This is a genomic window from Microbacterium indicum DSM 19969, assembly GCF_000422385.1.
Taxonomy (GTDB): domain Bacteria; phylum Actinomycetota; class Actinomycetes; order Actinomycetales; family Microbacteriaceae; genus Microbacterium; species Microbacterium indicum.
This window is the reverse complement of sequence record NZ_AULR01000003.1, coordinates 132,703-145,307: the sequence shown is the minus strand read 5'-3', so window position 1 is coordinate 145,307 and position 12,605 is coordinate 132,703. Positions and strand designations below refer to the sequence as shown.

Genomic DNA, 12,605 nt, shown 5'->3' with positions numbered 1-12,605 from the left:
CGTTTCCTTACGTGGAGAGGAGAAAAATGCTGCTGCAGGTGCCGGATCCGGACCGCCCGGAGACGATCCGGATCCAGCGGGTCACGCGATGGACTACCAGCGGTAGTGAGCGAACGCGCGGTTCGACTCGGCCATCTTGTGCGTGTCCTCGCGACGCTTCACAGCGGCGCCAAGACCGTTCGACGCGTCGAGGATCTCGTTCATGAGACGCTCGGTCATCGTCTTCTCGCGGCGACCCTTCGCGTAGCTCACGAGCCAGCGGAGGGCGAGCGTGTTGGCGCGGTGGGGCTTGACCTCGACCGGCACCTGGTAGGTCGAGCCGCCGACGCGGCGGCTGCGGACCTCGAGAGTCGGGCGCACGTTGTCGAGCGCCTTCTTGAGCGTCGTCACGGCGTCGCCCTCGGCCTTCGCCTCGACGCCCTCGAGGGCGCCGTAGACGATGCTCTCGGCGATCGACTTCTTGCCGTCGACGAGGATCTTGTTGACGAGCTGCGTGACGATGGGGGCGCCGTGTACGGGGTCGTTGACGACCGGGCGCTTGGGGGCAGGACCCTTACGAGGCATGAGACTCAGCCCTTCTTCGCGCCGTAGCGGCTGCGAGCCTGCTGACGGTTCTTGACGGCCTGGGTGTCGAGCGCACCCCGGACGATCTTGTAGCGGACACCGGGGAGGTCCTTCACACGACCACCGCGGACGAGCACGAGCGAGTGCTCCTGAAGGTTGTGACCCTCACCCGGGATGTACGCGGTGACCTCGGTGCCGTTGCGGAGCTTCACACGGGCGACCTTGCGCATCGCCGAGTTCGGCTTCTTGGGCGTGGTGGTGTACACACGGGTGCACACGCCGGCCTGCTGCGGGTTCGACTTCAGGGCGGGAGCCTTGGTCTTGGTGACCTTCGGCTTGCGTCCCTTGCGAACCAACTGCTGAATAGTTGGCACGTTTCTCCTTGTTTTCGCTGCACGGTGACAGCGGCGTGATGTTTCACGTCGACCCACCCGCACGGGCGAATGCCCGGGCGTTGTGCGGTGGATATGCCGTGGGGGCGGACCTGTTCGCAGATCTCGACCCTGTGTCCACGCACGCGCGACGAACGCGCGCACGCACACTGATCCATCATACGTCCGCGACACGCGCCCCGCAAACGCCGCGAACTCCGTACTCTTGACGTATGGAGCGGTCGCTCGACACGCGGGTGGACCAGGCCGTCGAGGCCTGGCTGCGCTGGCTGCCGCGCTGGGAGCCGGCGACGCACCGCGGACGCCGCTCTCCGTGCCGCCGTTGCCTCGGATCCCCGGTCCTCGAGGCGGCCGGCCTCGCCTCCGACGTGCCGCACGGCGTGCAGCACGGCATGTCGACCCGGATCAAGGCGATCGTCGACGCGCAGGTCGGCGAGTACACCGCGAAGAACCTGCCGCTCCTGCAGGCCGAGCTCGACGAGCAGACCGCGCGCAACAGGGCGCGCTCCTATCGCCCGCGCGAGGATCTCGCGCCCGAGTTCGACGGCCTCCCCCTCGACCCGGATCCCCTGCCCGGCCAGCCGTTCCTCTTCACGATCGCGGGCCTCGAGCAGCAGGCGGCGGCCGAGTCGGCGCCGCTTCCTCCGCTCAGCGAGGAGGCGAAGCGGGCGCTGCGTCAGGAGGTGCGCCTCGCCGACGAGTTCGCCGACGAGATCGGGCGAGAGGTCTGCGCGCTCCTGCTGCGCCACCGCATGCGGATCCGCGCCGCCGTGACCGAGTTCGTCGAGCCGCAGATCGACGCACTCCTCGCCGAGCTCACGAGCTCGCTCGACACCCCGTTCGACTAGGGCGCGTCGTCGGGGCCGTCGCCGCCGCGGCCCTCCCACGGCCAGCGCGGCGGGTTCGCGCCCGTGCGTCGGATCGCGACCGCCGCCCAGGCCGCCACGGCCGCGGCGAGGACGACGACGGGCGAGACCCAGCCGATGAGGACGTGCTCGAGGACGCCGATGACGGATCCGAGATCGCCCGTGTCGACGAGGACCGCGACCCCCAGGACCAGGGCGTGCACGGCGCCGGACGCGAGCGCGACGCCCGCGACGGATCCGTAGCTCGGGCGCCAGCGGTCGAGGGCCGCCCAGAGGAGCAGGCCGAACGCGACGAGCGCGGCGCCCGCGGCGACGAAGGCCGTCGGGATGTCGATGCCCGGCATCGCGATGACCTCGCTGCCGGTCCAGAGGCTCGCGAAGCCGAGCCCCGCCACGAGGAGCGCGAGGTACCCCACGGTCGCGAGGGCCGCGACGGCGAGGGGAGCGCGCGGGGTCATGCGTCCATTGTCCCGCCGACGCGCGGCGGGACGGCGGATCAGATCTGCGACTCGGGGCCCTCGGCGATGACGCGCTCGTACTCGGCCTTGGCCTCGGCGTTCGCGGCCGTGACCTTGGATCCGCGGCGCGACACCCACGCCCCGAACCAGACCGTGACCTCGCGGGCCGAGATGAAGGCGAGGAGGCTCAGCGGGTGCAGCACATGCGCGACGAGGAGGTCGGTTCCCTCGGACGCCGTGATGTTCCAGAAGGGCGCGTCGAGGAAGACGCCGCCGATGTGGCCCGCGTAGGTGAGCGCGGCGACGAGGACGCCGAGGATCACCCACGACCACCAGCGCGCGCGGTTGACGAAGACGCCGAGCAGCCAGAACGCGAGCCAGAACGCGATGACGGTGAACCAGAAGCCCGCCGACAGAAGCGGGTCGGCGACGAACGCGGCCCAGTCGGTGACGGGCTGCCCGTTCACGAGCGCGACGAGGTACTCCCAGGCGAGGGTCGCGGCGCCGTAGATCGCCGCGAAGGCGACGGCGGCGACGAGGCCGATCGCGCCGGCCGCTGCGCGGTTGCCGCGGCGGCGAGGCGGCTCGGGGGCCTGCACGAAGATCGGCGACGGCGCGGGAGCGGGCGCCGCGACCGTCGGGGCGGTCGGCTCGCTCGGGGTGACCGCGGGCTCCGTGGCCGTGAAGGTCTCGGTCTTCGCGGGCTCGAACCACGGGCTCGCCGCGGCGGCGCCGGCGGCGGCCTGGGCGGGCTTCTCCTCGGGAGGCAGCGAGCTCTCGAGGCGGTCGAGCTCGGCGGCGAGGGCCTCGTAGTCGGGCTCCGACGTCGCGGGCTCGTCGTCCTCGACCGGGTCCCCCTGCTGAGGTTCCGCCGACGATGCGGCGGGGTACGCCGTCGTCGCGGGCTCGGGCTCGGCCGTCGCGGGCTCGCCGGCCTCAGCCGGCGCGGGCGCCGCTTCGGGCTCCGAGACGGGCTCGGGCGCGGCCACGGGATCCGCGGCGGGCTCGACGGCCTCAGCCGGCGTCTCGGGCACGGCCTGCGTCTCGGCGTCCTGCTCGGGCTCGCCGGTCGCGTCGTTCTTGGGACCCTGGGCGTCGCTCATCGCATGCGCTCCTCACAGACGGGGACTCTCCCCACCGCAGGCTAACGCCGGCGACCCGCGGATCCCGGGAGCCTCGCCGCCCCGAAACTCTGACGATGCGCCGCGACCCGCCCGAACCGGCCGAATCGCCAGAGCGTCGCGGGATCGTCAGAGTCTCAGCGACGGGTGGGCGGGAGGGACGGCTCGCCCAGCGACAGCATGAGGCGGTTCGCCCAGTTGAAGAAGGCCGCGCCGCCCAGGATGTCGAGGATCTCGGCGTCGTCGAAGCCCGCGTCGCGGAGGCCGGCGAGGTCGTCGGCCCCGAAGGCGAGAGGGGTGTCGGCGAGCGCGACCGAAGCGGCCGAGATCGCGTTCCACTGCTCGGATCCGAGATCGGCGCCGACGCCCTCGGCGATGAGCCGGTCGACGTCGTCGGCGCGGCCCGACTCCTTCACGGCCGCGGCCGTGTGGACCGAGGCGCAGTAGACGCAGCCGTTGTAGCGCGAGGTCGCCGCGGCCGATAGCTCGCGCTCGGCGCGGCCGACGCCGTCGGTCACGTTGAAGAAGATGTCCTTGTCGGTCAGCGTGCGCGCCTTGAGCGCCGCGGGGTCGCGCGCCAGCAGGCGGAAGTACGGATTCTTCGCCCGCAGGGGCTCGACGAGCGCGTCGATCTGCTCGGGCGTCAGCTCGCTCTCGGCGAGGGGCTCGACCCACGGCTCCCAGCGGAGGGCCTCGCGTGTGAAGGCCTCGGGGCGGGGCAGCTCGGGACCGTACTCGGTGATCGTCGCGCTCATGCTGCTGCTCCGTTCTCGGTGCGGGGGTTGTCGGCCATGACGCGCAGCCCGCGGGCGACGCGCAGCTGGAACGAGAGGAACGCGACGAGCTGCGAGAGCGACACGATGTCGTCGGCGCTCCATCCCGCGTCGGCGAGGGCGCGCACGGCGTCGGCGCTCGCCTCGCGGGGGCGGAAGACGAGGAGATGGGTGTGCGCGAGCGCCGCTGCGAGGCGGGTTCCGACCTCGCCCGCGACGAGCGCGTCGGGAGCCCACGCCGATCCCGGCTCGTTCTCGCCCTGCAGGCCCGGCTCGCGGTAGTTGCCGAAGGGCCCCTCGGATCGGCCCGACGCCGCGGCGCGGGCGATGACCCCGCTGAGCCCCGGGGCCTCGTCGCCGAGCAGGTCGGCGTAGAACGCCGTGGAGTGCTCGTCGCCGTGCAGCTGCGCCGCGAACGCCGCGACCGCGTAGCGCTCGGAGAGCGGGAAGGATCCGGGCTCCGCGGGCTCGAGGAGAGCCTCGAAGCTCAGCTGGGCGTTGTCGCGCGCCTGCTGCCGGCGGCCGCGCAGCGCGATGAGCGGGTGGCCTTCCGGAAGGCCCGCGAGCAGTTCGATGATGTCGGGCATGATGACCCCTATTCTCGCGCCGCCCGGCCGGGGATGGCCTCGAGCAGCTGGCGGGTGTAGTCGTGCTGGGGATCGGCGAAGACCGCCGCCGTCGGCCCCTGCTCGACCTGCCGGCCGCGCTGGAGCACCGAGACGGTGTCGGCGATCTGCCGCACGACCGCGAGGTCGTGCGAGATGAACACGTAGGTGAGACCGAGCCGCTCCTGCAGGTCGGCGAGGAGGCGCAGGATCTGCGCCTGCACCGAGACGTCGAGCGCCGAGACGGCCTCGTCGAGGACGACGAGCTCGGGCTCGAGGATCAACGCGCGGGCGATCGCGACGCGCTGCCGCTGCCCGCCCGAGAGCTCGGCGGGGCGGCGCGACGCGGCGTCGGCCGGGAGCGCGACGAGGTCGAGCGACGCGGCGACCTTCGCGGCCCGCTCGGACGCCGAGCCGAGGCGGAAGTTGCGCAGCGGCTCGCCGATCGCCTGCCCGACCGTCTGGCGCGGGTCGAGCGAGCCGAGAGGGTTCTGGTAGACGAGCTGCGTCGTGCGCCGGAATGCCCGCGCCGAGCGCAGCGCCGTGACGTCGACGTCGCCGACGCGGACGGATCCCGCCGTCGGCTTCGCGAAGCCCGCGAGCGCGCGGCCCGTCGTCGTCTTGCCCGAGCCCGATTCGCCGACGAGCGCGTGCGTCGTGCCGCGCGCGACCGTGAACGACACGTCGTCGACCGCGACGAAGGGATCCCTCCGGCCGCGGCCGAACTCCTGGCGGAGGCCCGCGACCTCGACGAGGGGGCGCTCCCGCGCCGCGATCTCGGGCGGGCGACGCTCGACGACCGACGCGAGCGACGGCGCGTCGGCGAGCAGCATCTGCGTATACGGGGCCTCGGGATCCCGCAGGACGTCGGCCGTGCGGCCCTCCTCCTGCACGCGCCCGCCCTGCATGACGACGACGCGGTCGCTGCGGTCGGCCGCGACGGCGAGATCGTGCGTGATGAGGAGGACGCCCATGCCGGTGTCGGCGCGCAGCTCGTCGAGCAGATCGAGCACGCGGCGCTGCACCGTCACGTCGAGCGCGCTCGTCGGCTCGTCGGCGATGATCAGCTCGGGCTCGAGCGCGATCGCGGCGGCGATCAGGACGCGCTGGCGCATGCCGCCCGACAGCTCGTGCGGGTGCTGCCGCGCGCGCGTCTCTGGGTCGTCGATCCCCACGCGGTCGAGCAGCTCGACGACGCGGCGGCGGATCTTCGCGCCGTCCTTCCAGCCGTGGATCCGCAGCGCCTCGCCGACGCTCGCCCCGATCGTGGCGACGGGGTTCAGGGATCCGCCCGGGTCCTGCGGGACGAGGCCGATGCGGGCGCCGCGGATCGCGCGCCAGCGGCGCTCCGCGAGGCCCGTGAGCTCGTCGCCGCGGAGGCGGACGGATCCGCCCGTCACGCGCCCGTTCGACGCGAGCAGGCCGATCGCCGACTGCGCGACCGTCGACTTGCCGGATCCCGACTCGCCGAGGAGCGCCGTCACCTCGCCGGGCGCGACGTCGAGCGAGACGCCATCGACGACGGTGCGCTCGCCCGAGCGCGTGCGGTACGCGACGCCGAGGTCGCGGATCTCGAGGAGGTTCCCGCTCATCGCGCGCTCCTTCCGAGGGCCCGGCTCAGCTGGTTCGTCGCGATCACGACGACGGCGACGACGGCTCCGGGGAGCACCGTCAGCCACCACGCGGTCGCGACGTAGTCACGACCCTCGGCGATGAGGAGGCCCCACTCGGGCGTGGGCGGCGGGGCGCCGTAGCCGAGGAAGCCGAGCGTCGAGATCTGCAGGATCGCGGACCCGAGCTGCAGCGCCGCGAGCGCGATCACGGGGGTGAGGGAGTTCGGCAGGATGTGCCGCCAGAGGACGGAGAGGAAGGTGCCGCCGGATCCGTACGCCGCCTCGACGTACTCGGAGACGCGCACGCTCACGACCTGCGATCGCACGAGGCGCGCGAAGGTCGCGATCGAGGTGACCCCGACGGCGAGCGCCGCGGGCATGGTGCCGAAGCCGAGGATGATGACGACGCTCAGCGAGAGGAGCAGGGCCGGGATCGCGAGGAGCACGTCGACGACGCGCATGATCACCTCGTCGACGGCGCCGCCCGTCGCGCCCGCGGTCACGCCGAGGAGCGTGCCGGCGACGAAGCCGACAACGACCGCGACGAGGGCCGCGGGGACCGACTGCGCGGCGCCGTGGACGACGCGGGTGAAGACGTCTCGGCCCGTCGCGTCGGTGCCGAACCAGTGCGCCCCGCTCGGGGCCTGGAGCGACGGGGCGACCGACGCCGTCGGGTCGCCGGGCGCGAAGAGGCCCGGGAAGACGGCCCAGGCGATCGCGACGAGGACGATGACGCCCGAGACGACGGCGCCGGCCGTGAGCCAGGCGGGCCGCGCGCGGCGCGATGCTTCGACGGTGCTCATCGGGTCGCCCCCTTCCGCAGACGGGCGTCGAGGACCGGGTAGAGGAGGTCGACGACGAGGTTGATCGCGACGAAGACGACCGCCGAGATCACGACGACCGCGAGGAGGACGGGGGTGTCGCGCGCGGCGACGGCCTGCGCCGTCAGCTGGCCGACGCCCGCGCGCCCGAACACCGTCTCGGTCACGACGGCGCCCCCGACGAGCTCGCCGAACAGCACGCCCGCCATCGTGAGGGCGGGGAGCAGCGCGTTGCGCGCGACGTTCCGCCAGAGGATCCACGACGTGCTCGCGCCGCGCGACCGCACGACCGCGACGAACGGCTGCTCGCGCACCTCGTCGATCGTGCGGGTGAGGACCTGCGCGAGCGGCGCCGCGATCGGGATCGCGATCGTGATGACGGGCAGGATCAGCGCCTCGGCCGGGCTCGCCCCGATCACGGGGACGAGGCCCAGCTGGAAGGAGAAGACCTGGATCAGGACGATGCCGATCCAGAACACGGGCAGCGAGACGAACAGCGGCGGGATGTTCCGGAACGCGCGGCGCAGCCACGACCACCCACCGTACGTCGCCGTGAAGGCGATCGTCACCGCGAGGACGACCGCGAGCAGGAGGCCCAGCGACGCGAGCGCGAGCGTCGACGGCAGGGCCGTGGCGATGAGGTCGCTCACCGCGGCGCCGCTCTGGACCGAGTACCCGAAGTCGCCGCGGAGGAAGCCCGCCGCCTGGTCGAGGTAGCGGACCGCGAGCGGCCGGTCGATGCCGAACGACTCGCGGATCGCCGCCAGCTGCTCGGGCGAGAGACCGAGGTCGGGGCTGCCGTAGCGCGCCATGACGGCGTCGCCCGGCAGCACGCTCAGCAGGAGGAACGCGGCCGTGAAGGCGAGGACGAGGACGACCACCGCCTGCCCGAGGCGCCGCAGGATGTACGTCACGGGGCGGGCGTCACCGGTCGAGCCACGTGGCGTAGAACGACGGGCGGCCGACCGACTCGGTCGAGAAGTCCTTCACGTCGCTCTGCAGTCCGAACACCTGGGGCTCCTCGAAGAGCGGCAGGATGTACGCCTCGTCCGCCATGCGCTGCTGCGCGTCGGCCGACGCCTGGGCGCGGCCCTCCTCGGTGGGCTCCGAGGCGACCTCGTCGAGCAGATCCTGCAGCTCCTGGTCGCCGTACGACTCGTCGGACGTGTCGTAGTTCAGAAGCGAGTTGCGGTTGTCGCCCGAGTACTGCGACTTGAGGACGTCGTAGTCGGCGCGGCCGACCATGGAGTGGTACACCTGGATCGTGTCGCTCGAGAGGCGTGCCTCGTCCTGGGCGGCCTGGTCGCCGGGGAACAGCTCGACGCCGATCCCGATCTTCGCGAGCTGCTCCTGGATCAGGGTCACGACCTCGCGCGAGCGCGGCTGCGGCAGCGCCTCGTTGAACGTGAGCGTCAGGGTCTGGCCGTCCTTCTCGCGCAGGCCGTCGCCGTTCAGCTCCCAGCCGGCCTCGTCGAGCAGCGCGTTCGCCTGGTCCTCATCGTAGACGTAGGAGTCCGAGGTGTCGACGTAACCGAGAGCCGTCGACGCGAGGGCGCCCGTCGCGAGCGTGTAGCTGTCGCTGAAGAGGGTGTCGATGATCGCCTGGCGGTCGATGCCCGCGATGATCGCCTGGCGCACCCGGATGTCGCTGAGGAGCGGGTTGCGGAAGCGGAAGTTCAGGCCGTTGTTCACGCCGTTCGTGGCGGCGGCGACGATCTCGAGGCCGTCGGCGTCGAACTGCGCCTCGTCGGGAGCCTCGATCTGGCGGGCGATGTCCGCCTGGCCCGACGTGACGGTTCCGACGCGCACGCTGTCCTCGCCCGCGACGATGTAGTCGATGCCGTCGAGATAGGCGCGGCCCTGGTGGTCGAGCGACGGCGGGGCCCAGTCGTAGTCGTCGCGCGCCTCGAGCGACAGCTGCGTGCCGATCTGCTCGTCGGAGACGACGAAGGGGCCGGATCCGATGATCTCGGCCGCGTTGCCGGGGCCGAACTCGTCGCCCGTGCGCTCGAGCGTCGAGTTCGACACGAGGCCCGAGTTGATCGTCGAGGTCGCCTGGGCGAAGCCGGGCGAGGGAGCCGAGAAGTGGAAGACGACGGTGTCGTCGCCCGTGACCTCGCTCGACTCGTAGTTGTTGATCGCCTCGGACACCGACAGCGCGCGGTCGGGGTCGCCGAGGCCGAAGAGATCGAAGTTCGCCGCGACGTTCTCGGCGTCGAGCGGCGTCCCGTCGGAGTAGGTCACGCCGTCGCGGATCGTGAACGTGTACTCGGTCGCGTCGTCGTTCACCTCCCAGTCGCTCGCGATCCAGGGCTCGAGCTCGAGCGTCTCGGGGTCCTGGTAGAGCAGGCGGTCGGTGATGTTGTTGATGACGCCGCCGTTGGGGTAGAAGCCGCCGGCGGGCGGGTACAGCGTCTGCCAGGTCTGCGGCTCGAGGTACGTCAGCGTGCCGCCCTCGTGCGGCTCGCCCGTCGCACCCGCCCCGGACGATCCGCCCGAGCAGCCGGCGACGAGCGCCCCGATCGCGACGACGGATGCGGCTGCGGCGAGGGCGCGGGACAGACGTGGCATGGGGATCTCCTTGGGAAATGGGAAGAGTTCGATTTCAGCACGCCGGGAGCGCACTGGGCCGCGTCTGCGGTCACAGTTCGTCATCGAGGGCGCCCCGGAGGCCTCCCGCCGCCCCGCGGCGGGAGGATGGAATCCATGAGTGCTCCGCAGGACCCCCGCCCGACGATCGCGATCATCGGCGGCGGGCCCCGCGGGGTGTCGATCCTCGAGCGCATCGGGGCGCGCCTCGCGGGCTCGGACGCGGTGCTCGACGTCCGCATCGTCGACGACACCCAGGTGGGCGCGGGGCGGATCTGGCGCACCGACCAGAGCCGACAGCTGTACATGAACACGCTCGCCGACGCCGTGACGCTCTTCCCCGACGCGTCCGTCACGATGACGGGCCCCGTCGTCGCGGGCCCGACGCTGCACGAGTGGTGCATGCTGGCGCTCGGCGGCCCCGCCGCGGCGGGGGTCCCTGCGGCGCACCGCGCCGTGTTCGAGCGCACGCCCGTCCGCCCCGGGTTCGTCGACGAGTACCGCGACGAGCTCGAGGGACAGCGGCCCGAGTCGCACCCGAGCCGCGCCCTGTACGGCGAGTACATCTCGTGGTGCTTCGACCGGGCCGCCGCCGCGCTCCCCGCGGGGGTCTCGCTCGCGATGCACACGGCTCGGGTGACGCGGATCGACCGCGAGGGCGGCCGCGAGCGCCTCGCCCTCTCGGACGGGTCCGTCGTCTCGGCCGACGCCGTCGTCGCCGCGACCGGCTGGCTGCCGCGCACCGAGACGCCCGAGGAGGAGGACCTCACGCGCGCGGTCGCGGCCGACCCCGATCTCGTGTGGGTGCGGCCCGACAGCCCCGTCGACCAGGACCTCGACCGGATCCCCGCGGGCGGGCACGCGATCGTGCGCGGCCTCGGCATGGGCTTCTTCGACGCGATGGCGCTCGTGACGGCGGGCCGAGGCGGGCGCTTCGTCGCCGACGCGGCCGCGCCGGGCGGGCTCCGCTACGAGCCGTCCGGGCGCGAGCCGATCCTCCACGTGACCTCGCACCGCGGCGTGCCGTTCCGCGCCAAGGCGCTCTACGGATCCCTCCCGCCCAAGGCCCCGTTGCGGCACCTGCGTGCCGTCGACTGGGCGGCCGAGCCGCGCCCCATCGACGTCGACGCCCGCATGTGGCCGCTCATCCTCCAGGACGCGTACGCCGACTGGTGCGACGCGCTCGCGCGGGTCTCGCCCGGCTCCATCGACCTCGACGCCGCCCAGTCGGCGATCGACGCGTGCGATGTGGAGGTGCGCGGCGCCCTCCGCGACCGCACCCGCGAGATCGCGCGCCGCCTCGCCGACGCGATCCGCCCGCACCTCACGGGCGCCGAGCCGATCGACCTCATCGCCGAGGCATACCCCGGCGCCGACGAGCGGTGGGACTCCCCCGCCGCGTTCGACGCGTGGGTCGCGGCCTTCGTCGCCGCCGACCTCGCCGAGGCCGAGCGGGGATCCCGCAGCCTCGTGAAGGCCGCGCTCTGGTCGATCTCCGCATCGCGCGCCTTCGTGTCGCGCGTCGGCTCCTTCGGCGGCCTGAACGCCGAGTCGCGCCGCTCGGCGTTCCGCGAGCTCATGTCGGTGGGCGGCATGGTCGGATCGGGCCCGCCCGCGTTCCGCAACCGCCAGCTGCTCGCGCTCCACGCCGCGGGTCTCGTGCGCTTCCTCGGCCCCGCCGCGATCGTCGCAGTCGGCGACGACGGGTTCCGCGCCGAGGCGCCCGCCGTGGCGCGCTCCGGCATCACGGCGCGCGCCCTCGTCGATGCGTGGATGCACTCCCATGACGTACGCGCGAGCGCCGACCCGCTCGTCGCCTCCCTCGAGGCCGCCGGGAGGATCCGCCCCTTCCGCGCCCCCGCCGCGTCCGGCGCTCCCCAGACGACCGAGGCGTTCGACGTCGACCCCGCGACGGGTCGCGCGATCCGCGCCGACGGGACGCCCGATCCCGCGCTGCACATCTCGGGGATCCCGATCGACGCCGCGATGCACGACGCCGTCATCAGCCCCATGCCCGGATCCGACCCCACGATGCTGCGCGAGACCGACCGCGTCGCGGCATCCCTTCTCCGCACCGCCCTGGAGGCCACCGCATGACCGAGACCACCCGCCCCGTCGCCGTCGTCACGGGAGCCACAGGAGGGATGGGCGGCGCGATCGCCCGAGACCTGGCGCGCACCCACACCGTCCACGCGCTGGGCCGCGACGCGGACGCCCTCGCGGCGCTCGCCGAGCTCGGCATCGAGCCCCACGCCGTCGAGCTGGCCGACGCCGACGCCCTCGCCGCCTTCGGCGCGTCGCTCCCCCGCGTCGACGTCCTCGTGCACGCGGCCGCGATCAGCGGCCACGTGTCGGTCGAAGACGCAGACGCCGCGCTCTGGGCCCGCGCGCTCGCGACCAACGTCATCGGCCCCGCACTCCTGACCCGCGCCCTGCTCCCCGCGCTGCGAGCCGCCGAGGCCACGGTCGTCTTCATCGGCTCGGGCGCCGGCACGAAGTCCGTGCCGGGCAGCGCCGTGTACACCGCGACGAAGCACGCCCTGCGGGCCGTCGCCGACGTGCTGCGGATCGACGAGGAGCGCAACCGGATCCGCGTCGTCACGCTCGCGCCCGGCCAGACCGACACCGCGATGCTGCGCGCCTCGACGCCCGAGGGCTCGTACACGCCCGAGCGCTACATCCGCCCCGAGACCGTCGCCGGAGCCGTGCGCGGACTCGTCGACCTGCCGGCCGACGCCCAGATCACCGACGTCGCGCTGCGCCCGCGCCAGGAGATCGCGCGCCTCTGAGCCGGCCGCGCTCG

13 protein-coding genes are annotated in these 12,605 nt (G+C 73.2%); 3 read left to right on the top strand and 10 right to left on the bottom strand.

The annotated features are described in order from the left end of the window. Positions 1 to 93 precede the first annotated feature (93 nt). Together rpsG and rpsL are read right to left on the bottom strand one after the other, a co-directional pair. The gene (gene rpsG / locus H576_RS0105815; protein ID WP_029150163.1) at positions 94 to 564 is read right to left on the bottom strand and encodes a 30S ribosomal protein S7; all 471 of its coding nucleotides are present in this window, start codon (positions 562 to 564) and stop codon (positions 94 to 96) included. A gap of 5 nt (positions 565 to 569) precedes the next feature. Continuing rightward, positions 570 to 938: a 30S ribosomal protein S12 gene (rpsL, locus tag H576_RS0105810; protein WP_029150162.1), complete on the bottom strand. Its 369-nt coding sequence runs from the start codon at positions 936 to 938 to the stop codon at positions 570 to 572. A 230-nt stretch (positions 939 to 1,168) separates the two neighbouring features. On the opposite strand from rpsL, the gene H576_RS0105805 reads away from it, so the two are divergent. Beyond that, a complete protein-coding gene (locus H576_RS0105805; RefSeq protein WP_029150161.1) occupies positions 1,169 to 1,804 on the top strand; it encodes a hypothetical protein in 636 nt (211 codons plus the stop codon). Here H576_RS0105805 and H576_RS0105800 read toward each other — a convergent pair. The 8 genes from H576_RS0105800 to H576_RS0105765 form a co-directional block, all read right to left on the bottom strand. Next, complete coding sequence (locus tag H576_RS0105800; RefSeq protein WP_029150160.1) at positions 1,801 to 2,280, bottom strand: hypothetical protein; 480 nt, start codon at positions 2,278 to 2,280, stop codon at positions 1,801 to 1,803. The two genes, H576_RS0105805 and H576_RS0105800, sit on opposite strands and share 4 nt — an antisense overlap. A gap of 38 nt (positions 2,281 to 2,318) precedes the next feature. Next, positions 2,319 to 3,383: a hypothetical protein gene (locus H576_RS14500; protein ID WP_051172235.1), complete on the bottom strand. Its 1,065-nt coding sequence runs from the start codon at positions 3,381 to 3,383 to the stop codon at positions 2,319 to 2,321. 155 nt (positions 3,384 to 3,538) lie between these two features. Then, positions 3,539 to 4,156: an alkylhydroperoxidase domain protein gene (locus H576_RS0105790; protein ID WP_051172232.1), complete on the bottom strand. Its 618-nt coding sequence runs from the start codon at positions 4,154 to 4,156 to the stop codon at positions 3,539 to 3,541. Further along, positions 4,153 to 4,761 (bottom strand): CMD domain protein, encoded by a 609-nt coding sequence (locus tag H576_RS14495; protein WP_036319479.1) that lies wholly within the window; start codon positions 4,759 to 4,761, stop codon positions 4,153 to 4,155. The genes H576_RS0105790 and H576_RS14495 overlap by 4 nt, the downstream gene beginning before the upstream one ends. Before the next feature lie 8 nt (positions 4,762 to 4,769). Further along, positions 4,770 to 6,371, bottom strand: a complete 1,602-nt coding sequence (locus H576_RS0105780; RefSeq protein WP_029150158.1) for a dipeptide ABC transporter ATP-binding protein — start codon at positions 6,369 to 6,371, stop codon at positions 4,770 to 4,772. Beyond that, positions 6,368 to 7,195, bottom strand: a complete 828-nt coding sequence (locus H576_RS0105775) for an ABC transporter permease (protein ID WP_029150157.1) — start codon at positions 7,193 to 7,195, stop codon at positions 6,368 to 6,370. The genes H576_RS0105780 and H576_RS0105775 overlap by 4 nt, the downstream gene beginning before the upstream one ends. Beyond that, positions 7,192 to 8,127, bottom strand: coding sequence for an ABC transporter permease (locus H576_RS0105770; protein WP_029150156.1), 936 nt, complete (start codon positions 8,125 to 8,127; stop codon positions 7,192 to 7,194). Before H576_RS0105770 ends, H576_RS0105775 begins: the two co-directional genes overlap by 4 nt. Positions 8,128 to 8,137: 10 nt before the next feature. Beyond that, on the bottom strand, positions 8,138 to 9,784 hold the full coding sequence (locus H576_RS0105765; RefSeq protein WP_029150155.1) for a TIGR04028 family ABC transporter substrate-binding protein: 1,647 nt from the start codon (positions 9,782 to 9,784) through the stop codon (positions 8,138 to 8,140). Positions 9,785 to 9,919: 135 nt separating this feature from the next. Here H576_RS0105765 and H576_RS0105760 point away from each other — a divergent pair, with 135 nt between their 5' ends. Beyond that, a complete protein-coding gene (locus H576_RS0105760; protein WP_029150154.1) occupies positions 9,920 to 11,899 on the top strand; it encodes an FAD/NAD(P)-binding protein in 1,980 nt (659 codons plus the stop codon). Further along, on the top strand, positions 11,896 to 12,591 hold the full coding sequence (locus H576_RS0105755) for an SDR family oxidoreductase (RefSeq protein WP_029150153.1): 696 nt from the start codon (positions 11,896 to 11,898) through the stop codon (positions 12,589 to 12,591). The genes H576_RS0105760 and H576_RS0105755 overlap by 4 nt, the downstream gene beginning before the upstream one ends. The last annotated feature ends 14 nt before the right edge of the window (positions 12,592 to 12,605 follow it).

What these genes read in the sequence shown, in the direction of transcription:
- rpsG (WP_029150163.1), bottom strand. Translation starts at nt 564, where the DNA reads ATGCCTCGTAAGGGTCCTGCCCCCAAGCGCCCGGTCGTCAACGACCCC.
- H576_RS0105790 (WP_051172232.1), bottom strand. Translation starts at nt 4,156, where the DNA reads ATGAGCGCGACGATCACCGAGTACGGTCCCGAGCTGCCCCGCCCCGAG.
- H576_RS14500 (WP_051172235.1), bottom strand. Translation starts at nt 3,383, where the DNA reads ATGAGCGACGCCCAGGGTCCCAAGAACGACGCGACCGGCGAGCCCGAG.
- H576_RS0105780 (WP_029150158.1), bottom strand. Translation starts at nt 6,371, where the DNA reads ATGAGCGGGAACCTCCTCGAGATCCGCGACCTCGGCGTCGCGTACCGC.
- H576_RS0105805 (WP_029150161.1), top strand. Translation starts at nt 1,169, where the DNA reads ATGGAGCGGTCGCTCGACACGCGGGTGGACCAGGCCGTCGAGGCCTGG.
- H576_RS0105760 (WP_029150154.1), top strand. Translation starts at nt 9,920, where the DNA reads ATGAGTGCTCCGCAGGACCCCCGCCCGACGATCGCGATCATCGGCGGC.
- H576_RS0105765 (WP_029150155.1), bottom strand. Translation starts at nt 9,784, where the DNA reads ATGCCACGTCTGTCCCGCGCCCTCGCCGCAGCCGCATCCGTCGTCGCG.
- H576_RS0105755 (WP_029150153.1), top strand. Translation starts at nt 11,896, where the DNA reads ATGACCGAGACCACCCGCCCCGTCGCCGTCGTCACGGGAGCCACAGGA.
- H576_RS14495 (WP_036319479.1), bottom strand. Translation starts at nt 4,761, where the DNA reads ATGCCCGACATCATCGAACTGCTCGCGGGCCTTCCGGAAGGCCACCCG.
- H576_RS0105775 (WP_029150157.1), bottom strand. Translation starts at nt 7,195, where the DNA reads ATGAGCACCGTCGAAGCATCGCGCCGCGCGCGGCCCGCCTGGCTCACG.
- H576_RS0105800 (WP_029150160.1), bottom strand. Translation starts at nt 2,280, where the DNA reads ATGACCCCGCGCGCTCCCCTCGCCGTCGCGGCCCTCGCGACCGTGGGG.